The organism is Spirosoma horti (assembly GCF_054776595.1).
Map to the genome: position 1 here is coordinate 498520 of NZ_BAAHBQ010000005.1, position 21495 is coordinate 520014.

General features: G+C 48.8%; 23 protein-coding genes and 1 tRNA gene. 16 read left to right on the forward strand and 8 right to left on the reverse strand.

Annotated elements, in window-relative coordinates:
* Positions 1–61 precede the first annotated feature (61 nt).
* The gene (locus ACYVAM_RS17130; RefSeq protein WP_461069129.1) at positions 62–1372 is read right to left on the reverse strand and encodes an NAD(P)/FAD-dependent oxidoreductase; all 1311 of its coding nucleotides are present in this window, start codon (positions 1370–1372) and stop codon (positions 62–64) included.
* Between the two features lie 217 nt (positions 1373–1589).
* Here ACYVAM_RS17130 and ACYVAM_RS17135 point away from each other — a divergent pair, with 217 nt between their 5' ends.
* The 7 genes from ACYVAM_RS17135 (at position 1590) to ACYVAM_RS17165 (ending at position 7301) form a co-directional block, all read left to right on the forward strand.
* A complete protein-coding gene (locus ACYVAM_RS17135; RefSeq protein ID WP_461069131.1) occupies positions 1590–2207 on the forward strand; it encodes an anthranilate synthase component II in 618 nt (205 codons plus the stop codon).
* On the forward strand, positions 2204–2980 hold the full coding sequence (locus tag ACYVAM_RS17140) for an alpha/beta fold hydrolase (protein ID WP_461069133.1): 777 nt from the start codon (positions 2204–2206) through the stop codon (positions 2978–2980). The genes ACYVAM_RS17135 and ACYVAM_RS17140 overlap by 4 nt, the downstream gene beginning before the upstream one ends.
* 119 nt (positions 2981–3099) lie before the next feature.
* A complete protein-coding gene (locus tag ACYVAM_RS17145) occupies positions 3100–3768 on the forward strand; it encodes a CBS domain-containing protein (RefSeq protein WP_461069135.1) in 669 nt (222 codons plus the stop codon).
* A 75-nt stretch (positions 3769–3843) separates the two neighbouring features.
* On the forward strand, positions 3844–4719 hold the full coding sequence (locus tag ACYVAM_RS17150) for an NAD kinase (RefSeq protein ID WP_461069137.1): 876 nt from the start codon (positions 3844–3846) through the stop codon (positions 4717–4719).
* Between the two features lie 169 nt (positions 4720–4888).
* On the forward strand, positions 4889–5902 hold the full coding sequence (locus tag ACYVAM_RS17155; protein ID WP_461069139.1) for a DUF6089 family protein: 1014 nt from the start codon (positions 4889–4891) through the stop codon (positions 5900–5902).
* A gap of 107 nt (positions 5903–6009) precedes the next feature.
* Positions 6010–6681, forward strand: a complete 672-nt coding sequence (gene porG / locus ACYVAM_RS17160) for a type IX secretion system protein PorG (protein ID WP_461069141.1) — start codon at positions 6010–6012, stop codon at positions 6679–6681.
* 155 nt (positions 6682–6836) lie between these two features.
* The gene (locus tag ACYVAM_RS17165) at positions 6837–7301 is read left to right on the forward strand and encodes a response regulator (protein ID WP_461069143.1); all 465 of its coding nucleotides are present in this window, start codon (positions 6837–6839) and stop codon (positions 7299–7301) included.
* Positions 7302–7324: 23 nt separating this feature from the next.
* On the opposite strand, the gene ACYVAM_RS17170 is transcribed toward ACYVAM_RS17165, so the two are convergent.
* The 3 genes from ACYVAM_RS17170 to bshB1 all read right to left on the reverse strand — a co-directional run bounded on the left by ACYVAM_RS17170 (position 7325) and on the right by bshB1 (position 11146).
* On the reverse strand, positions 7325–8947 hold the full coding sequence (locus ACYVAM_RS17170; RefSeq protein ID WP_461069145.1) for a vWA domain-containing protein: 1623 nt from the start codon (positions 8945–8947) through the stop codon (positions 7325–7327).
* Positions 8948–9030: 83 nt separating this feature from the next.
* A complete protein-coding gene (locus ACYVAM_RS17175; RefSeq protein WP_461069147.1) occupies positions 9031–10068 on the reverse strand; it encodes a hypothetical protein in 1038 nt (345 codons plus the stop codon).
* A 358-nt stretch (positions 10069–10426) separates the two neighbouring features.
* Entirely contained in the window at positions 10427–11146 is a 720-nt protein-coding gene (bshB1, locus tag ACYVAM_RS17180) for a bacillithiol biosynthesis deacetylase BshB1 (RefSeq protein WP_461069149.1), read from the reverse strand.
* A 171-nt stretch (positions 11147–11317) separates the two neighbouring features.
* Between bshB1 and ACYVAM_RS17185 the strand changes: the two genes are divergently transcribed.
* On the forward strand, positions 11318–12325 hold the full coding sequence (locus tag ACYVAM_RS17185) for a nitrilase-related carbon-nitrogen hydrolase (RefSeq protein WP_461069151.1): 1008 nt from the start codon (positions 11318–11320) through the stop codon (positions 12323–12325).
* A gap of 2 nt (positions 12326–12327) precedes the next feature.
* On the opposite strand, the gene ACYVAM_RS17190 is transcribed toward ACYVAM_RS17185, so the two are convergent.
* A complete protein-coding gene (locus ACYVAM_RS17190; RefSeq protein WP_461069153.1) occupies positions 12328–13449 on the reverse strand; it encodes an AI-2E family transporter in 1122 nt (373 codons plus the stop codon).
* Positions 13450–13607: 158 nt separating this feature from the next.
* Here ACYVAM_RS17190 and ACYVAM_RS17195 point away from each other — a divergent pair, with 158 nt between their 5' ends.
* The 3 genes from ACYVAM_RS17195 to ACYVAM_RS17205 all read left to right on the forward strand — a co-directional run bounded on the left by ACYVAM_RS17195 (position 13608) and on the right by ACYVAM_RS17205 (position 16013).
* Positions 13608–14165: an L-threonylcarbamoyladenylate synthase gene (locus ACYVAM_RS17195; RefSeq protein ID WP_461069155.1), complete on the forward strand. Its 558-nt coding sequence runs from the start codon at positions 13608–13610 to the stop codon at positions 14163–14165.
* A 79-nt stretch (positions 14166–14244) separates the two neighbouring features.
* Positions 14245–15744, forward strand: a complete 1500-nt coding sequence (locus tag ACYVAM_RS17200) for a CCA tRNA nucleotidyltransferase (protein WP_461069157.1) — start codon at positions 14245–14247, stop codon at positions 15742–15744.
* Positions 15745–15806: 62 nt separating this feature from the next.
* Entirely contained in the window at positions 15807–16013 is a 207-nt protein-coding gene (locus ACYVAM_RS17205) for a hypothetical protein (RefSeq protein WP_046376226.1), read from the forward strand.
* 57 nt (positions 16014–16070) lie between these two features.
* Here ACYVAM_RS17205 and ACYVAM_RS17210 read toward each other — a convergent pair whose 3' ends face one another.
* The gene (locus tag ACYVAM_RS17210; protein ID WP_461069633.1) at positions 16071–16862 is read right to left on the reverse strand and encodes a M23 family metallopeptidase; all 792 of its coding nucleotides are present in this window, start codon (positions 16860–16862) and stop codon (positions 16071–16073) included.
* Between the two features lie 219 nt (positions 16863–17081).
* Between ACYVAM_RS17210 and ACYVAM_RS17215 the strand changes: the two genes are divergently transcribed.
* The 4 genes from ACYVAM_RS17215 to ACYVAM_RS17230 all read left to right on the forward strand — a co-directional run bounded on the left by ACYVAM_RS17215 (position 17082) and on the right by ACYVAM_RS17230 (position 20287).
* Entirely contained in the window at positions 17082–17273 is a 192-nt protein-coding gene (locus ACYVAM_RS17215) for a cold-shock protein (RefSeq protein WP_012925283.1), read from the forward strand.
* 47 nt (positions 17274–17320) lie between these two features.
* Positions 17321–17455, forward strand: coding sequence for a hypothetical protein (locus ACYVAM_RS17220; RefSeq protein ID WP_461069159.1), 135 nt, complete (start codon positions 17321–17323; stop codon positions 17453–17455).
* Positions 17452–19593 (forward strand): Tex family protein, encoded by a 2142-nt coding sequence (locus tag ACYVAM_RS17225; RefSeq protein WP_461069161.1) that lies wholly within the window; start codon positions 17452–17454, stop codon positions 19591–19593. The genes ACYVAM_RS17220 and ACYVAM_RS17225 overlap by 4 nt, the downstream gene beginning before the upstream one ends.
* Positions 19594–19660: 67 nt before the next feature.
* Positions 19661–20287: a C40 family peptidase gene (locus ACYVAM_RS17230; RefSeq protein WP_461069163.1), complete on the forward strand. Its 627-nt coding sequence runs from the start codon at positions 19661–19663 to the stop codon at positions 20285–20287.
* Between the two features lie 53 nt (positions 20288–20340).
* On the opposite strand, the gene ACYVAM_RS17235 is transcribed toward ACYVAM_RS17230, so the two are convergent.
* Complete coding sequence (locus tag ACYVAM_RS17235) at positions 20341–20595, reverse strand: GIY-YIG nuclease family protein (RefSeq protein WP_461069165.1); 255 nt, start codon at positions 20593–20595, stop codon at positions 20341–20343.
* 167 nt (positions 20596–20762) lie between these two features.
* On the opposite strand from ACYVAM_RS17235, the gene ACYVAM_RS17240 reads away from it, so the two are divergent.
* Positions 20763–20836 (forward strand) — tRNA-Ala (locus ACYVAM_RS17240).
* Between the two features lie 115 nt (positions 20837–20951).
* Here ACYVAM_RS17240 and ACYVAM_RS17245 read toward each other — a convergent pair.
* The gene (locus tag ACYVAM_RS17245; protein ID WP_461069167.1) at positions 20952–21449 is read right to left on the reverse strand and encodes a DUF3299 domain-containing protein; all 498 of its coding nucleotides are present in this window, start codon (positions 21447–21449) and stop codon (positions 20952–20954) included.
* Positions 21450–21495: the final 46 nt, after the last annotated feature.

The window sequence follows — 21495 nt, forward strand, 5'->3', positions numbered from 1 at the left end:
CTGGACAACTGAGGGTGTATAAATGAAACGGGGACAGTCTAACAAACTGTCCCCGTTTCATTTATACACCCTCAATAATCAGTTCCGCTACTTCCCGGCCTGTTTGCATAGCCGCATTGAGCGACGGATAAGTAGTCTGATCACCGCATTGGTACAGGTTATCCGCTAGGAAAAGTGGCTGCCGGACGATGTCGTTTCCGGCCTGCGCCGGGTTGTAAGCGGGCAGGGCGTGTGGAATGTGGTACGTTCGTAGGTGCCGCCATTGCTGGACACCCTGGCCAAACCAGCTACTCAGTTCGGATCTGATTTTTCGGGTTAATTCCGCTTCGTCGAATAAAATCAAACTCTGCGTACTGACCGACACCAGTGTTTGACCGGTTGGCGCGTAGGAGGGGGCCACATCGCTTAGAATGGCCACATTATGCACGGCTGAACTCCGATGAGTGTTCAGTAACAAGAGTTTTTTATGCGCCTGTTCATTGGTAAACTGATCCGAACGAACACTAAAATAAGTGCAGGTCGTGTGATTGAAGGCTTGTTCAGGCGGTTCTGGGCGGCCTGTTAAGCGGGCGGCCTGTGCAGCATCGACAGCCAGTACAACGGCACGGGCAGTCAGGATTTCGCCGGAATTCAGGTAAATGGTATTCCCTGAAACCTGTTTGACGGGCGCTTGCAATCGAATCTGATCGGCTCCTAACCGATTGGCCAATTGAGTCGGAATAGCTTCGATACCATTGGCGGGGATGGCGGCATCACCCAAAAAGAACATGCGAAAGCAGAACTCAAAAAAGTTGCTCGATGTGGTCAGGGCATCTTCCAGGAATACGCCCCCAAAAAATGGCCGGAAGAACCGCTCGATCATTTGATCCGAGAAGCCTATCTCGTGCAAAAGAGCCAGCGTAGTGGTTGGGGTTTGCTGAAACAGTTCGTACAAAGGAAGTTCCTGCGTTCGGCGCAGAAGCTCCACAATGCGCAGTTTATCGCCGAACGTACCAACGGGCGACACCAGCGTCTGGAAAATCGAAAGCGGCTCCTGAATGGGATTCAGCAGACTCATCCAGGTCGGCTCAGCGGGCTGGTGGATAAGCGCCCCCGATCGAAAGGAGCGCAGGTTGAGGGCCGAATAATTTAACAACCGTTTGGCCTCGGGATAAGCAGTCAGGAAAATTTGAAACCCCCGGTCGAGCCGAAAGCCATCGACCACATCCGTACGCACCCGACCGCCAACACCGTCGGCAGCTTCGAGCACAAGCGCCTGTATACCGGCCTGTTTAAGGTAAACGGCGCAGGTCAGTCCGGCCATACCGGCACCGACGATAATGATGGGTGCATCAACTTCTCCGCTCCGCTGGCTGGACGAATCTATAAGCATACCAAAAGGCTTAGGTCTGGGAATAAAGTCCAAATTTAAACGCTACAGGCACCAATCAATGAAGGAAGGCGAAGTTAGGTAGCACTTTTTTTATATAAATTGAATAATTTACAGATAGTGATTTTTTAATTAATTGATAATCAGATTTAAAAAAATAAAAGTTGTTGCTTTTTTTGAGAAGCATTAATTTTGTCAAAATGAATTGCGTTATAGCGGCATGAACGTGTTGGTGGTTGATAATTTCGATTCGTTTACGTACATGCTGGTTGATTACCTACAACAGGCGGGTGCCCGTTGCCGGGTAGTCAGAAATGACGACTCATGGAATTCCCTCATTGACGAATCTGTTAATGCGGTTGTGCTGTCGCCCGGGCCCGGCATGCCGAAGCAGGCGGGTCGTTTACTAAACGTGATCGAACATTATTACCAACGGGTGCCGATATTAGGCGTATGTCTGGGGCATCAGGCGCTTGGTGAATTTTTTGGCGCAACACTCACCCAGGCCAGTCGACCCATGCATGGTAAGGTATCGGTGATTCAGACACAAACGGATGATGTATTATGGCGGGGATTGCCTCCCGAATTTGCTGTAACCCGGTATCATTCGCTGGTGCTGACGGACCTGCCCCCGCAACTGATTGGTACTGCCTTTACCGGGCAGCATGAGGTAATGGCCCTGCGCCACCGAACGCTGCCTTTATGGGGGGTGCAGTTTCATCCGGAAGCCGCTCTGACGGAGCATGGATTAGCACTTATCAAAAACTGGATTGATTTTATATTGTTTACTATTAACGAGAGGAACTCCACCACAACCTTAACCACGCAGTACGCATGAACTATCAGATTCGGGAAGAAGCCGGTTTCCGCTATGTAGATGAAGGCCAGGGCGAAGTGTTGCTTCTGCTGCATGGCCTGTTTGGGGCACTTAGCAACTGGGACAGCGTTATCAAAACATTTTCGGATCGCTACAGGGTTGTCATTCCGTTGTTGCCTATTTACGAAATGCCCATCCGGCAGGCAAGTCTGGAGGGCCTGGTGGCGTATATCGAAAAGTTTGTCGGCCAGAAATCATTGGACGATATGACCTTGCTTGGAAACTCGCTGGGCGGTCATCTGGCCATTCTGTATACGTTTAAGAATCCGGAACAGGTTCGGCGTCTGGTACTAACGGGCAGTTCGGGCCTGTTTGAGAATGGGATGGGCGGTTCGTTTCCCAAGCGCGGCAGCTACGATTATATTGCCGAGCGGGTGGCCTACACCTTCTATGATCCGGCAGTGGCATCGAAAGATCTGATCGACGAAGTTTTCGAAATAACCAGCAGTATTCCTAAATGCATGAGCATTGTTGCCATTGCTAAATCAGCCCAGCGGAACAATGTCGCTAAAGATCTGTATCAGATTCAGGTTCCTACGCTACTCGTTTGGGGGCTCAACGATACCATCACGCCAGCCGAAGTAGGCCATGAGTTTAACCGGCTGATTGCGGGTTCAGAATTGCATTTTATTGATAAGTGCTGCCATGCACCGATGATGGAATGTCCGAACCAATTTAACGAATTATTGGATAACTGGCTCGCCAAAAATCCCGTAACCGAGTTAGTTGCGTAAGTTTAGGGTGTGCATCAGGAACATAAAATTTTGTTCCCACACTAAAATTGAAAACTATGCGAGAATTTCCGTAGTTTTCGGCGAACAGGTACTGTTTATCATACGACACTCTATTAACTATGCTGGCTGCCGAACTAATAGATCCCATGCTTCCCGCCCTGAAGCCAACCGACCTGGTTGGGCAGGCTTTAGCATGGATGGAAGAGCACCGCGTCGGTCAACTCATACTGACTGATCAGGGCGATTACCGAGGTATCGTAAGCGAAGAATTGCTTATGGATGTTGCTGATGATGAGCGTCCGTTGCGCGACGTGATGTGCCTGTTCGAGCAGACTTTTGTCAATGAAGAACAGCATTTGCTCGAAGTATTGGGGCTGGCTATTCAACATCAAATGCAGGTCATTGCAGTCATTGGGGAAGGGCGCGAGTTTATCGGTACCATTTCCGTCAATGAATTGCTTAAGAAATTCGCCCAGGATCTGGGCGTTCAGGAAGTAGGGGCCATTCTGATCCTGAATATGAATGAGCGGGACTATTCAATGGCGGAGATTAGCCGACTGATTGAATCCAATAACGTCAAAATTATCAGCAGCTATTTTTCCAGTGCTGCTTTTGGCATGCCTGATCGCTCTCGGCTGACCCTCAAACTAAACCGCCGTGATATCACGCCTGTCATCTCGACCCTCGAGCGGTTTGGCTATCGGATAGAAGCGGCCTTTGCCAATGCGCCTGTCGAAAGTATCGATCAGGAGCGGCTCGATTTACTACTGCGTTACCTTAATACCTAGCGTTGACGTTTTCGGGTTAAGTTTCATCGAGACGAATCGCCGTAACTTTACACCGCAGACCGTAAACTTTTATCTATGAAAATCGCCATTCACGGGCGCAACTTTCCCGAATCGGCACGGCCTTACATTCAGTCAATGTTTGAAGAACTGGCCAGGCGGCAAACGGAAGTAATCATTTCGCTGGGCTACCGCGAATATTTGGACAATGCGGCTGTCGCGCATTATAGTCAGGCAACGTATACGGTTGAAGAAGGCGTTGCCGACGCCGACTTTATTTTTAGCCTCGGGGGCGACGGTACTTTGCTCGATGCCGTTACGCATGTTGGCTCCCGGCAAATTCCCATTATTGGTATCAACATTGGTCGGCTGGGGTTTCTGGCCACCGTAGCTCCGGCATCCGTACGGCTCATGATTGATGCTATTTTCAATGGACAATACACCATCGACGAGCGTACCTTAGTGAGCGTACGGTCTACTCAGGATATTTTTGGAAATCTACCGTTCGGGCTCAACGATTTCACGATTACCCGTACCCAGACCTCATCCATGATCACCGTCCATTCCTACCTCGATGGTGAGTTTCTGAATTCGTATTGGGCCGATGGGCTGATCATTTCAACACCTTCAGGGTCAACGGGTTATTCGCTCAGTTGTGGAGGACCGGTCCTGTTACCCCAAACAGAAAGTTTTATCATTACGCCCATCAGCCCGCACAACCTCAACGTTCGACCCATGATCGTTATGGATACCTGTCAATTGGCCTTTGAGGTCGAAAGCAGGAGTGGCAACTTTTTGGCAGCCTTAGACTCCCGTTCCTACACAGTGGATACGTCGGTTAGAATCAGCGTGCAAAAAGAATCGTTTAAGGCACGCCTGGTTAAGCTCAATGACGATAATTTCCTGAATACGCTTCGTAGTAAGCTCAACTGGGGCTGGGACATTCGTAATTAACGGCAGGGAGTAATTACGCACATTCGGCTGAAAGAATCCCGTTTCTTTTGCTTGTTTTTTGGACCTGGCATAATTTTTATAGCTCATTGCCAATAAAAGCAAGTCCCTTGCCGTTTCGGAATTGGCTGGCTTTCGGGCCAGTAGTGGTTGATTCACGTATTTAACGAATATGAATAAATATAAACAGGTAGTAATGGGCGCTGCAGCAATCTGTTTGCTGGCAGGGTCAGTTACAGACAGTTCGGCACAGCGCCGACAGAATGCGCGTTTCGCTCCGTATTCGTCAATTTCGTTTGGTGCAGGTACATCCACTTATTTTGGCGATTTAGCCGGTTATCGTAAGGCATTTAAGTCATTGGTTACCTTACCCCGCTGGAATGTCGGCCTGGGCTACACCCGCCAGTTTACACCCCATTTTGCCGCTCGTGCCACGTTCACCTGGGCGCGTATCACGGGTGACGATTATACGTTTGCCAAGAGCAATATTGAAGAATATCTTCCGCAATATGCCCGAAATGCTCACTTTCGGAATGATCTGAAAGAGTTTGCCGTAACAGGTATCTACAACTTCATTGAGGATGGCCGAAATTCGGAATCCAGAGCGAAAATTACGCCCTATATTTTTGGTGGATTAGCCTTGGTAGCCCATAGTCCTGAAGCCAGAACGCCGGTAGCAAGCGGTACTGGGACCGATGTGTATGCCGGTCAGGAATGGGTAAAACTCCAGCCTTTACACACGGAAGGACAAGGACAGCCAGGATTCGACAAGCCTTATTCGCTGGTAACGTTGGCGATTCCGGTTGGTTTCGGTGTACGGTATAAGTTAAATGAAAGCTTTAATATAGGGGCTGAAATTGGCTTCCGGTATACCTTCACGGACTACCTCGATGACGTAGGTAATGGCCCTTACGCCGATCCCGCCACCCAGCAAGGTGTAGCCACTGTCATGTCTAACCGGCGCTTTGAGCAATTTGCGGCCCGCTATAAAAACGCACCGGACCGTTATACACCCCTACAGAATCTGTTCAATAACGGCAGTCCTGAATTGCAGGCCGCTATTTCTGATGCGTTGACGACTCCGGTTCGCTCAACGGACGGGAAATTAAACGATGGCTACTTACTAACTAATTTCTCGATTCATTACATTATTCCGAGCAAAATAAAATGCCCACCGATCAAATAGCTGAGGCTGTCCTCTAGGCTATCTGTTCGGTTTCAGCAACTATACGTTATGGCAGTCATTGGCATTAACGAGTTTTGCGCGCCTGGTTGAGGTCTGTTATCTACTTTATGTATCAAAATGAAATCAGGAAGGCCCGGCTTATTGTAGCCGGGCTTTTTATCAGCCTGACTGTACAGGCGCAAAAAATTGAAATCGGGGGCGGGTTGGGCGGTATGCTTTATAAAGGCGATGTGTCGCCCTCGCTCAATCCTAGATTCTACAGACCTGCGGGAAGTCTTTTCTTTCGGTATAATGCGACCCGTTCTTTTTCCATTCGGGGAACTGGCTCGCTTGGTGGGCTCCGGGGTGAGGATGGAGTTAGTAGTGACCCGCTTCAAAAGGCGCGCAACTATTCATTTCGAACGAACATCACAGCCGCAGAGATCGATTTTGAATATAATTTCCTGAATTACGTAGCGTCGCCCAGAGTAAAGAACTGGACGCCTTATATTTTCGGCGGCATTGGGATATGTAGGTTTAATAATGCGGTCGTACGAGTCGGTGGGGTTGTCACGTATCCGCTGGGGGTGGGCATCAAGTATGAAATCAAGCGACCCTGGAGCGTTGGCGTTGAATTTGGCACCCGCTTTACAAATAATGATTATCTGGATGGATTGGGTGAAAAAACGTTTGGGCAGGCATTCACAAAAGTGACGCAGAGTAATCCGGCTCTTAAAGATAGCTATACCTACACGGCTATCACATTGAGTTACACATTTTATAAAATCGTTTGCCCTTAGTGTAAGATAATCCTTATAAGGAAACTTTTGTGTAGAAATACCAAGTATATTTACTAAAATAAGCCCGCAAAATTATATAGCACGCGTAACTATTCACAGAAAATGCCTTAGCGGTCATACTGTATCACTTCATCACTTCTGTTAAATAGTCTATTATGATATCAACAGTTTCTAATCGACAGCGTAGCAACCGAAGCAAGTCATTGCCTCTGTTGGTTGTCGAGGATAACAAGGATCATCAATTACTGATTGGTTATAGTTTACGAGCAAAGGTTCCGCAGGCTCAACCTGTTTTCGCATCGAGTGTAAAAGAGGCTCTTACTCATCTGAAAATCACCTTTGACAAACAGGAAGAGTTTCCTCAATTGGTGTTGCTGGATCTATATTTGCCCGACCCTACTCTGGGCTGGCAATTGCTGAAAGACATACGAAGGCACTATCCTCGGTTGCCTGTGATTATACTCAGTAGTCATCACGATACGGCTATCGTTGAAACGGCCTATGAGTTAGGCGCTCATTCCTTTATCAATAAACCGATGGATCTTGACGAATGGGAATATCATTTCCGGGTTTTAAATGAATACTGGTTAGGTACCGTTACGTTGCCATCCATGAGTTGATCGCTACGTTTATGAACTGGTAACTAATAGGGTACTCGTTTTGCTTGTGCTTCCAGAATCAGTTGCAGATTGGCGTTTCCGGCCGTAATGTGTGTGTAGGAGCCTCGCCCGGATTGCGCCAGCTTTGTGAGGTTTTTTCCATTTACCTCGCTCCGGCCAAAGGTGAAAATGGTCAGGTACACATCGTCTTTACTTGAGTCACGAACCAGGTTGTACACCTCGTCGCTAACCGAAAATTCGCCATCGGTTGCCAGAATAATCCGATTATTTCCTGCCCGTAAGTAATGCTTGTTTGCAAGCTTGTAGGCGAGTCGAAGGCCTTTATCCGCATCGGTGTCTCCGTCTGACTGGAGTTGATCAATCACCTGGGCGATTTCGTTGACGTTGGCTCCCGAAGTGGGCTGTAGAACAACACGCGCTTTGCCGGAGTAAACGACAATAGAAAGCTGGTCTTCGGGTCTGAGCACGCTGAGAAGTGATTTTATGGATCGTTTTAGCAAAGGCATTTTATAGGGAGAAGCCATGGACGCCGATACATCAAGCAACAGAACCATGTTATTAGGAGCAAAGCCCGCCAGGGAAAGCGGACCGCCTGGCTGGCTTTTCTGATCCATATATACCGTATCTGTTCTCACTCGATTGACATAAACCGTGTCGTGCTTTATAATCGTCCGGTCCTGTTGAGTGAGTTTCGGAGATTGGGCTGGGCGTGTACTGGCAACAGGCTTGCTCGCACTGTCTGGTTTAGGGCCAGGCAGTATCGTCTCTTCGGGCGTAGTCTGCTGCCCGGCTGCTGATGTAGACCGACGAAAAGCAAAGACGTTGGGCTCATTCACGGCTTTCAAAACGCCTGTTTTAGCCAGCTCGCTGAATTTATTGTATTGATAAACCAGCTCGTTGTTAAAGAAATAGTAAAACGTTTCGTAAGGATGAGTCGTAGAAGCAGCCGTGGGCTTTTTGATTTTTGGAGCCATTTCGGCCATACGAAGTGAGTTGGCGCCAATAGCCTCATACGGCGAGTAAGGGCACAGACCATTACTGGGGCCATACCGTTGCAGACCTTTCAGGTTTTGGTACTCAGTCGCAATCAGGGTTCGGGCTTGGGCATGCAGTGAATCGGTAGCGGGCGGTTCGGTTGTTTCACCACGTAAATACGCTCGTATGCCGAATAGACTTTCTTTGTTGGTATCAAGGATATCGAGTAACGCCTTGCCCGATTTGATCCAGGATGTGATCGGTTTGCTGGGTGGGTAGCTTTCATGAATGCGTCGGACATCTCGGTAGAGTTGCTCCTTCTTTTTATCGAACTCATCGAACAGGTAAGCGTATCGGTCCAAAATCATATTGGACCGTCGAAAATGGTCCTGTTCATATTGACTTTTGTTTGTATAGTCAATCAATTCAATGCTCAGCTTATCCATTTCGGTCAACATCGCCAGCAGCACATCGGCCTGTTTATTAATCGAGTTGCGATAGGATAATGGAATCTGGACGCTGTTCAGAATCAGAAGCTGGTGGTCGGAAATGGGCACTTTATATTCTTCATGAGAATAGGTTAAACCATTCCGGCGTTTGTTGCCGGATAATTCTCGATAGCGATCTGCCGAGGACTGGTAGTTACGCACCAAAACCTGTACATGATTCATTTGCCGCAGCGATTCGTTGATAAACTCCACATAGGCGTTCAGGGCCTGAAACGTAGCGGTAGTGGCCGGGGTTGCAACTGGTTTTATAACAAAGGCAAGGGGCTTACTGTCGTTAAAGGGTTGGGCTTGTTGAATGGGCTGAAGGACTGGCTGAGGAGGATCAACCGTAAAACAGGGGAGAATTTCGGGTACGCCAGCAGTTGTTTTGTCGAGGTGCTGTTTTTGACAAACTCATTTTGCCAACTCACTAAATCGTTGTTATACTGATTAATAAGCGAACGATATACCTTGTTGCCATGCTCAGCGGTTTGCTGTGCCGCAAAGGTATACTCATCGACAGCGCGCTTTTTGACCTCCTGTATGGCTCGCAAACCCGTTCTGAATGAATTGACCATGTCCGATGCAGGATAACCAATAGCTGGTGTTGCTTTACCAAACGTGGCCAGGAGTGCCTGATCTGCCAGGATACTTTGCTGAACGGGTTTTATGGACCAGTCGGCATGGCTTTTTTCATTCAGGTAATAGGATAGCGTATCGAGTAGTTTTCGCTGGCTCATCAGCACCTGCTCCATTTCTTTTTCCGCATACAGATAAGCATCCGTATCCCGGTAAGGCTGGTAACGACGATATACCCGTTGAATTTGTATATGCATGTCGTCTTTTTCGCGACTGAACTGGCGGGTAAGCGTTTGCAACTCAGCAATCAACGCATTGGCTTTCGCAAACTTGTCGCGTTCATAATCCTTGAGCCGGTTATACGTTTCCAGGGCTTTGGTTGTCTCATCAATTTTGGTCAGCAGCTTCCAGAGGGATTCTGTACTCGTATTCAAGCGCTGTTTTTCGGTTTCGGTTAAGGCAAAAGGAGTCAGGGCTTTTTTGTAATAATACGACTCCAGTAGTCTGGATGACGGCATTTTGGGAGATATGCCCAATTTCGATTTATAGACATCAATACTTGAATAGTAGAGCTGGATTTGTTGGGCGCGATAGCTTACCTCGTCGGTTGACTGATTCAAGAACGTTATATACTGATTGAGCGCCTGCTGAGGTGTTTCCTGAAAGGAGCTGTTCGTAAAAAAGACGCTGGCGAAAACCAGAGATAAACAAAAAAAAGCCTGCATATCGAATTGAAAAAATAACACAAAACGGATGTAAGCAGGGTGCGGTCGGCCAGGCAAGCCGGAACGGGACCACCCGCCCCACTTCTGATAAAAGCATACGGTTTGGGAGGACGAAGGTGGAGCCTAACTCATTTAGAAGCTATAAGAAGTGTATAACCGGTCAATTTTATGACAACACGACCTAGATGAACGTTGTCGTTAAGCACAAAGGCCTGACGACTACACGTTTATCGTTCGTGTAGTCGCCAGGCCTTTGTGTTGATAGAAAGTAGGTAAGATGAAAAACGGTGACAAAGGTGGGCCTCCTAGTTGTCTGGCTATCAGAGTCACCAGCCTTGTCAACGTTCATGATTACCCGCTATACTAACGCAAACAAGTCCTGAACGCCGAGCATCCGTCGACTGATGAATCCCTCGCCGAATTCTGCACCAATCATATGCCCGTGTTCGCGCGTGCGCGACTCCAGAAATTTCATGAACGGTTCGCCCGAAATATAACTTTGAGGCTCCGTGCTTTGGGGGTTGAAAAACTGGCTTTTATACGCTTTGATGGCCGCTATTTTTCCGGCCCAATAGGGCGTAATATCAACCACAAAATCGGGCTTCAGGGAGCGGTCCTGAATGAAGTTATAAACAAATTTCGGCCGGTGGGCTTCCTGAGGTTTACCATCTTTCCCCACTGTTTTGATCTGGCGTAAACCAGCGTAAAAGCAGGCATCGGCAACGAGTTCGGCAGCACGACCGTGGTCAGGGTGGCGGTCGTCGGGCGTATTGGTTAAAACGATTTCGGGGCGAAACTGACGGATAATCGGGATAAGGGCCAACTGGTGTTCTTCATCATTTCTGAAAAAAGCATCGCGAAAACCCATATTTTCTCTAGCCACCAGGTTCATGATCCGGGCACCTTCTGCGGCTTCCTGCAGCCGAATTTCTGGCGTTCCGCGTGTTCCCAGTTCTCCGCGGGTCAGATCGACACCCGCTACAGTTTTACCTTGCGCCACCAGCGAAAGAACGGTGCCGGCACAGGTCATTTCAATATCATCGGGATGGGCCGCAATGGCCAGTACGTCAACGGTCATGTATGTATATTTAACGGTTGGTGGTTTCTGTAGTAAATTCTGACAGATAGATAATCACCCAGGCCCTGGATTTGTTCCGGATCAGTGCCAAAGGGCGTCGGTTGCGGTTTTTACGGTAGAAACACCTTATTTAGCAACCCTAATGCAAACACTACCGTCACTACCTGATCTATGTCCTACAAAGCCCTTGCCCTCCAGTTAACTTGTCAAACCGTAAACTCGTACCAAACCCGTGATGAAGCCGAAGCGATTATGCTTCAATCCATTGAGCGTATTGAACGCCAGATTGCCGCTTCAGTTGGCCTCATCGGCCGAGATACCTTACTCATTGTCGTACCCGAATTCTTTCTGACGGGTCCACCAATGGATGAAACCGTAGACCAGTGGCGGGATAAGGCTGCGCTTGAAATTGACGGACGGATTTATGAAGCCCTGAGTGCGATGGTACAGCGGCAACAGATTTATTTCTCTGGAAATGCCTACGAACAGGACCCTTTTTTTCCTGAGCTTTATTTTCAAACCAGTTTTATCATCGGCCCTAACGGCGACATGCTATTGAGGTATCGCCGGTTAAACGCGTTGTATACCCCCACTCCGCACGATGTTTGGGAGTTGTATCTCGACGCTTACGGCTATGATTCTTTGTTTCCGGTGGCTAAGACAAACATTGGTAATCTGGCCTGTATTGCTTCAGAAGATATACTGTTTCCGGAAGTAGCTCGTTGCCTGGCCATGCGCGGGGCCGAGGTGCTGCTACACGCAACATCGGAAATTGGAAGCCCGCAGTTAACGCCCAAAAATATAGCCAAACAGGCCCGGGCCATTGAAAATATGGCCTATATGGTATCGGCAAACTCGGCCGGTGTGGTTGGCAATTCACTGCCGGTAGGTACGGCCAATGGTCATTCAAAACTAATTGATCCTAAGGGAATTATACTGGCCGAAGCAGCTTATGGGGAAAGCATCGTGGCCAACGCCGACATCGACCTGGCCGCTTTGCGCGAATTCAGGCAGCGGCCCGCAGCAGGAAATCAACTGGCTCGCCAACGGCTCGAACTTTACACGGAAAGTTATGCCAGACATAGTGTATATCCACCGAACACGCTTTTGAGCCAACCGGCCGAGCGCCCCCAGTTTATGCGGACCCAGCAAGAGGTCATCAAGAAGTTATACAGCTGAGACTACGCTTCGACTTCGCTTGTTTTTGGTTTCCGTCGGCGTCGGGGCAAGCGAAATAAGTTGCCGCCCGATTCTTCGGGCGTTTGATCCCCCAGCAATACACCCCAGGGCTGGAGGCCCTCGACGCGGTCGAAAATTACTTTTAAGATGGCAATGGCTGGAATCGACAGAAACATGCCCGATACACCGGCCAAGGCACCGCCAATGAGTACGCCTATGATGGAAATAAGGGCGTTGATCCGCACTTTAGAGGCCACGATCAGGGGAACCAGAACATTGTTGTCGATAAACTGGACGAGCAGAAACACGCCAACCACGCCCAGAATAATTGACGTTTCGGGGTTATTGCTAAACGTGATGATCACCGTTAACAGCGTAGCGACCAGTCCGCCAATGTAGGGAACCAGATTTAAAATAGCCGCCATAATGCCCAGTAAAACAGCATATTGCACACCCAATAGTAGTAAGCCAACGGAGTTTAGAGCGGCTACACAGGCCGTTTCGATAAGCAAACCGACCATATAGCTCTGAATAACAACTTTCACTTCGCCCAGTACTTCGCGCACTCGTTCGGTGTGTTTCTCGGAAAAAAGCACGACAATAAAATGCACTAACATGGTGCGGTAATAGAGCAAAAGGAAGACATAGATTGGAATTAATGTGAGCGTACCCAGGGGACCGGTAATGAACCCAAGCGTGTCGGGGCTTTGCAAACTATCGAGTGTTTGAGCCTGGGCTTTCTGAAGGTATTTTTCCTGTTGCCGATAGCTTACGTTGTATTCGCGCCTGACCCAGCGTTTGGCATCGCTGAAAAAGTCGGTTAGGTTTTGCCGGATTTTGGGCAGGTCATCGGCAAAGTCGGAGAGCTGCATGGACAGCGTCACGGCAATGCCAGCGACCAGAATGATCGCCACCAGCAGGGCCAGGCTAATGGCAATAACTTTATGCATGCCCATTCGAACGAGTCTGTTCTCAATAGGACGTAGTAGAACGGCGATTAAACCCGCCATGGCCAATGGTACCAGAATATCCTGCCCTATGTAGATCCCGGCCGTCAGGATGGCTAGGGCAAGCAGCGAATGGGAGAATTGATGATAGTGGGGGCGTAGCGGTTCGGCTGCCATATGCGAAAGGTGGTTCGTCTTAATGTAGGGAATTAAGAATCAGAGTTTCAACATCGTCTGTCGTAATTTGTTCATCAGAGAGAAGAGCCCAAGATGTATCTTACCGATAGCTGACCATCTTTCTCCAAACTTGCTGTATTTTTGCGGTTTATTTACTTATGACGCCAAGCATTCGCGATATCGCTTTTCAACTCAGGCAGGGACAACTTATTGGGTTGGCCGACGAAACGGGCTGGTCGGTTGTTGCTGACCCTGTTAATGATGCAGCCGTTGAGAAATTGTTGACCTTACGGGCACTCATGCCCACTGGTTTACAGCCAACTGTAGTCATTCAAAACGCCGATCAGGTAGGTTTATACGTGGCGAAAATCCCCGATGTGGCCTACGATTTAGTGGAATTTGCCGAGATTCCATTAACGGTTATTTACGAACAGGGGAAAAATCTGTCGGCCCTGCTGTGGCAATCGGCGGCAACCGGGGCTGCTGGGCAACCAACGGGCGAAGTGGCCGTTCGGCGGTCGCTGAGTACGGAGGTGCAACGGCTGATCGGTAGTTTTGGTCGTGGGCTATTGTCTATTCCACTGGAGTCTCTGGTATTGCCGCCACCGGTCGAGGCAATCATTGTCGAACGGTTTGGGGCGCTACCGGGTATGCCTAAACGACCGCGTATTATGCGTCTGGCCGTGAATGGAGAAATTAATTTTATCAGGAAATAACTTGTCAACCAGGGTTGGCCAATTTTGACCAACTGCAACGGACGGTAGGCCGCAGCGCGACTGTGATTATCTAGTATACATGAATTTTAGCGACACCTTACATAAGAATCCCGTTTTTGAGGTCATTGCTCAACAGGCTGATGCGCTTGGCCTGCAGGCTTACGTCATCGGTGGGTTCGTGCGTGATTTAATTTTAGGGCGTCCGTCGAAAGATATTGATGTAGTCTGCATGGGTAGTGGTATTGCGCTCGCCGAAGCCGTTGGTAAAGCCCTTCGCACAAACGTATCGGTATTCCCGAATTTTGGAACGGCGATGCTTAAAGCTACCGCATCGGCAGACCGGCTGGACGAAGAGGAGTGGGAAGTTGAGTTTGTTGGCGCGCGCAAAGAGTCATACCGGAGCGAATCGCGCAAACCAATTGTCGAAGATGGTACGCTCGAAGACGATCAGAACCGGCGCGATTTCACCATCAATGCCATGGGCATTAGCCTGAACCACAACTCGGAGTCAGCCGTTGGCTACGGCGAACTGCTGGATCCGTTCGGAGGGCTGAAGGATCTCAAGCGGAAAATTATCCGCACGCCCCTTAACCCAGACATTACGTTTTCAGATGACCCGCTTCGGATGATGAGGGCTATCCGCTTTGCCTCGCAGTTAAGCTTTGATATTGAGCCGGATACATTCGATGCCATCGTGCGGATGAACGAGCGGATCACCATCGTTTCGAGGGAACGCGTAACTGACGAGCTGAACAAGATCATTCTGTCGCCTACCCCTTCGTATGGGTTCAAATTGTTGTATCATGCTGGATTACTGGATCGGATCTTCCCCGAACTGGTTGCTTTAAAAGGCGTTGAAACCATCGAAGGGAAGGGTCATAAAGACAATTTCTACCACACGCTTCAAGTCCTCGACAACATCGCCAATCGGGCCAATCCAACCAAATATGCGGGTGAGGCCGAGAATGAACTTTGGCTACGCTGGGCGGCTCTGCTGCACGATATCGCGAAACCAGCCACCAAGCGGTTTGATCAAAAGGTTGGCTGGACATTTCATGGGCACGAGGACCTGGGAGCGCGATGGGTACCCGGCATTTTTCGGACCATGAAATTGCCGCTTAACGAACATATGCGCTTTGTGCAGCGGCTTGTCCGGTTGCACCTGCGGCCCATTGCCTTAACAAAGGAACAAATTACAGACTCCGCCCTGCGCCGGTTGTTAGTGGATGCAGGCGATGATCTCGAAGGGCTTATGGCCCTCTGCCGTGCTGATATTACGTCTAAAAATTATGAACGTGTACAGAAACACCTGCGTAATTTTGACCGTGTCGAACGTAAATTGCACGACCTCGAAGAGCGCGATAAACTTCGTAGTTTTCAGCCCGTTATCACGGGTGAGTTAATTATGGAAACATTTGGTTTGCCCCCGTCCAAAGAAGTTGGTGAGATTAAAGCCGTGATGCGGGAAGCCATTCTGGATGGGGTTGTTACGAATTCGCTCGAAGCAGCTTACCCATTTTTACTTGAAGAAGGCCGCAAACGCGGCTTGACCCCTAAAACAGTCAGGCGTGCCGAATAAAAGTCGGTAAGTTTAATAAGCCACTCATTATTTCTCATTCACCACGCTACATTAATGTGCTCATGGATAACAATACAAATTTTCGTCGCTTCTTTGGGGCCTCTCTCACCATTCTGGGTGTAGTTGTCGTTTTGTTCGCTTTAGTCGCTTTTCTCTCAGAAGGAAAGGCGGTGTTAGGCATGCACGTATCAAAAGCTGAATCAGCCGCACCTTTCATTGTTGGTATGATATTCCTCGTTACGGGCGTTAACCTCGTCCGCGAATCGTAAAGGGCTACAGGATATATGATATATAGTATATATCATATATCCTGTAGCCTACATACATCATTTAGACAGTTTGGCGGTCAATAGCCATTCATACGTATTAACAGGCTGGGGGAGACCATCGGGTTTAATTTGAAGGTACATAAGGTGCAGATGCGTTGGTGACCGGGATTTGTAGGCATTAAAACCGGTCCTGCCCATTTCTGCCAGCTTTTGTCCTGCTTTTACCCATTGCCCAGGCGATACATCGACCTCGCTGTTGTGAGCGTAATAGAATAATCCATTTAGCAGCGGATCATATACCCAGATCCAGTTGCCTCCCCGGTAGTCGGAGCCTGGTTTCCAGCCCGTTTCGACGGCCAGTACCAGCCCCTGGCTCATCGCCAGAATATCGACAGGTTGGCTGGTTCGGTCGTCGATGTTATCCTGATTTCGATCACTGATAAAAATATCCTGGGCGGGATGGCTACCGCGTACATTATAATCGAATAAGTCGAAGCCATTGCCCCGGTAGCCTTCACCATGCGTACCGCCAATGGCATTGGTCGAGTAGCCACGGATCGGGAAGTTAAAGTAGATGCCCGTTCGACGAAGGCTGTCCCGTTGTAGAGAATCCTGTTTGTAGCCTTCCATACTACGAAATCGTGTTTGCAGCCCCAGCATAATATGGCTGAACTGCAGCCGAGCTGAGTCGGGGCTTACACTTTGTTCCCGGATTTGTGTGTATAGGGTCTGGAACTGCTGGCAGTAGGTATATAGCGTAGGCTCATCGGAATTACTGATGACGACCTGAGAGGAAGCCGCATTCAGACCACCAATTAGCAATGCCCCCAAGATACCTGCTATCCGCATGAACAACATTAGGTCAATCTTCACTACTGTTTGTATTCGATTCTGGCGGTAAAAATACGCAAGTAGGGTGATAGGTAGGTAGAATATTATAGCCTGAATGGCTCGGATACGGATGTAATAGCCCATTTGAAAATTATTTTCAGCATACAAGGAATATTTTTCAAATGCATTTGGAAAATACATTTATTGTACCGTCCTTCGCCTAAATTTAAAATAGCAATGCAAACAGGAACTGTAAAATTCTTTAATGAAACCAAAGGGTTTGGTTTTATTAAACCCGATGACGGTGGCGAAGACATTTTTGTACACGCTTCCGGTCTCATCGACCAAATCCGTGAAAACGACAAAGTTAAATTCAATGTCGAACGCGGTAAGAAAGGCTTAAACGCCGTAAACGTCGAAATGGCTTAATCGTAAGATATACCAAGACAACCGTTGTAAAAAACATGCCAATCGGCATGTTTTTTTTTGCTCTGTCGGTTCATAAGGCCATTTTTGCAGGCTCGTTTGCCCGCCCATTCGCTCAGGATAACCTGATTGATCGTGGCACGGAGTACGCTCCCAACAAACGACCTACTCTATTTTTCGCATGACCCAATCTATTGAGCAACGCGTTGCCGCCCGACTTAGCTTACAACTCCGGTCCGTAACGGCCACTATCGATCTACTCAACGGCGGAGCCACCGTTCCCTTTATTGCCCGTTACCGGAAAGAAGCCACGGTATCGACGGATGGAAATCCCCTTGATGAAGTACAAATCGGACAGATTAAGGATACTTACCAAAAATTAATCGACCTCGACAAGCGCCGGGAAGCTATTCTTAAATCCATTGACGAGCAAGGTAAACTCACGCCCGACCTACGTCGAAAACTCGAAACGGCCGATTCACTCACCGATCTGGAAGATTTGTATCTACCGTATCGGCAAAAAAGAAAGACCCGCGCCAGTCAGGCTATCGAACGTGGGCTGGAGACCCTCGCCAACGTGATCATTGCCCAGCGTGAAGTAAATCTGGAGCGGATAGCTCAGCGGCATCTCTCCGATGCGGTGCCCACACTGGCTGATGCCTTACAGGGCGCCCGCGATATTCTGGCCGAGCGAATCAGTGAAGACGCCGACGCCCGCCAGCGAATTCGTCATCTCTTTGAGCGGGAAGCCATTATTCGGTCTGTCGTTAAAAAAGGGAAAGAAACAGAGGGTATAAAGTACAAAGATTACTTCGATTTTGCCGAACCGCTCCGCCGGGTGCCATCCCACCGGTTGCTGGCCTTGCGCCGGGGCGAAACAGAAGGGTTTTTGGCCGTTACCATTGGCCCGGATGAAGAAGCGGCTACGCAACGGCTCGAACGGCAGTTTGTGGCTGATCGGTCGGGGACGCCTGTTTGTAAGGAGCAGATGGTGCTGGCCATTCGCGATGGGTACAAACGATTGCTCAAGCCTTCGCTCGAAACGGAATTCTCGACTATGTCGAAAGAGAAGGCTGATGCTGAAGCCATCCAAATTTTTGCCGACAATTTGCGTCAACTGCTGCTTAGCCCACCCCTGGGTCAGAAACGCGTTATGGCTATCGACCCCGGTTATCGTACGGGCTGCAAAACGGTTTGTCTGGATGCCCAGGGGAGTTTATTGACCGAAACTGTGCTGTATCTGGCCCATTCTGAATCCCAACGGCAGCAGGCTATTCAAACCGTTCAAAATCTTGTGTCGCAGTACGCTATTGACGCTATTGCCATTGGGAATGGTACTGCCGGTCGGGAAACGGAGGAGTTTATACAAGCGCTGAATCTGGATAAACCGGTTTTCATGGTGAGCGAGCAGGGCGCGTCGATTTATTCGGCTTCTGAGGTCGCTCGTGAAGAATTCCCGGATCGAGACGTTACCGTTCGTGGAGCCGTTAGTATTGGTCGCCGATTAATGGACCCGCTGGCCGAATTGGTGAAGATAGATCCCAAATCAATTGGTGTTGGGCAATACCAGCATGATGTGGACCAGACCGACTTGAAAACCAGCCTCGACACGGTGGTGGAAAGTTGTGTCAATCAGGTTGGTGTATCGCTCAATACGGCGAGTGCTTATTTGTTGCGCTATGTATCGGGGCTGGGGCCTCAATTGGCCGGTAACATTGTGGCCTATCGGGCCGAGAATGGGCCGTTTACCTCCCGCGACCAGCTCAAAAAAGTACCTCGTCTGGGACCGAAAGCCTATGAACAGTGTGCGGGTTTCCTGCGGATCGAAGGCGCTAAGAATCCGTTGGATAATAGTGCCGTTCACCCCGAGCGGTATGCCGTTGTTGAGCGTATGGCCGTTGACGTAGCCAGCAAAGTCGATGACCTTATCCGCCGACCGGAACTGCGGCAGCAAATCAAGATCGACAAGTATGTGACCAGTACGGTTGGTCTCCCCACGCTTCGTGATATTTTAGCTGAGCTGGCCAAACCCGGCCGTGATCCGCGCGAGCAACTTTCGGTCTTTGAATACGATGCACGTGTGCGGTCAGTCGATGATTTGCACGAAGGCATGGTGCTGGCTGGTGTCGTAACCAACATCACCGCGTTTGGCGCATTTGTCGATATTGGTGTTAAGCAGGATGGACTTGTACACGTTTCTCAACTGGCCAATCACTTTGTTTCAGACCCCAAAACGGTGGTGAAAGTGTACCAGAAAGTAAAAGTTAAAGTGATTGAGGTGGATAAGGCCCGAAAACGAATTGCATTAACTATGAAATTTTGATAGGTTGCAATAGGTTGATGTGCCTTAACGTTAAAAAATTGCCTACACTACCCTAACCTAATTCTGTATGCAACAACGCTGGTCTCGGGAAGGTCTACGTCCCGTACTGCTGAGTGCCTGCCTGCTCGTCTTACTGAGTGCCTGTAATGCACTTCGTTCTTCTGGTCCGTCTGTTAGCCGTCGACCGTCTTCATCGTCCCGGCCAGTTGCCCATCGATCATCCACCGGTAAAACGCCCAGCCGTTCGCCCGCTGTTCCGGCCAAACCGACGGGCAAAGTTGTGGATAGTCGTACCTACGAAAACCGGTATGTACCGGAAGTTGTGAAAATTGCCCGAACTTATACCGGAACTCCCTACCGGTCTGGCGGGAATACATCCGATGGAATAGATTGTTCGGGTCTGGTCTATGCCGTTTTTAATACGGTAGGTCTGAAAATGCCCCGAATATCCTGGCAGCAATCAGAAGTTGGCCACGAAGTTGAGGTGGCAGAAATTTTGCCTGGTGATTTGATTTTTTTCGTACCCGACAAAGGGCAGGCCGGGTATGTTTCGCATACCGGAATCGTGACGGAGGTAAACGGTGCGCAGAATATCCGGTTTATTCACGCGTCTTCTTCGCGGGGCGTTCGGGAAGATAATCTCTATGCAGATTATTTTAAAGGTCGATTCGTGAAGGCGTTGCGCCCATTTTAATAAACCCATAAAAAAAACCGCTTCAGGAGCGGTTTTTTTTATGAGGAGGTTATCTACACAGCTGGCTGAGCATTATTAATCAGCTCTTCCCAATGCGTACGATCTTTCTTTTTCAGCTTCATTTCTAAACTCAGGGCCTCATTTCGCGTATCAAATGCCTGCGTAAAGCGTACTTCCCAAGGCTTTCCGTTAGCCGTAACAGGGTTAGTCTTAGCATTATGCTGCCACAGTGTTATTTTCAGGTCTTTGGTCTGGCCAATAAAATACTGGTCAGTGGAAGGGCTATAGATAATATATACCGTATGCATATGTATCGGATGTATTATCAAAACTACACAATTGATCATACAAAACAAACATTGCTTGATCCAGCGGATAGGTTGAGTTACCCGAATAAAAAAAATGGCGTTCAATTTTGGTCAAAACTATTTTTTACTCATCTTTGCACCCACAAAACACGATCACTGGTGTTTCTGGGGGATTAGCTCAGCTGGCTAGAGCGCTTCCATGGCATGGAAGAGGTCATCGGTTCGACTCCGATATTCTCCACTACGTTGCAAACCAACCACTCTGAACGAGTGGTTTTTTGTTGGATACTCACTCAAAAACAAACCCCACCAGTCGGCCGACTGGTGGGGTTTGTTTTTGAGTAAATCAATATAACCTATTGCGGAATCATCTCCGCGTCGGCCAGGATGTAATTCAGTTCATAAATATTGTCCGCATTCAATTTGAGGGTACCTCGGAACGTACGGCGTTCGTCGGTCTTAAATTTTTTATCGGATTTTTTAAATTTCAGCGACACGACCGATTCTGGGCCCGCACCCCCGCAAAAGAAGCAGGCGCTATAGGGGAATGCCGACAGAACATAAATATTCGATTCCAGGTCCACGGGAAGCACGTATCCCGTAAGATCGACCGTTTTTCCATTCAATTTCTGAATACCTTGCCCAAATGTTGGGTAGAGCATGTATACGGATTCTTCGGCATACCATTTTTTCTTAAATGTGACATCGCGTAGAACTTCCCACGAAAGTTTTACCGGTTCGGCAGTCATCGCAGGTGATATGCCTGACTTAATCCGATTTACAGGGGGCAGTGCCGGACGAAAGGCCGGGGCTGCGAGCGATACGACTAAAAAGGCAATTACTAAACGAGTCATGTTGAAGGAAGTCTTATATGCGAAGATACAATGGTAAAAATACAAA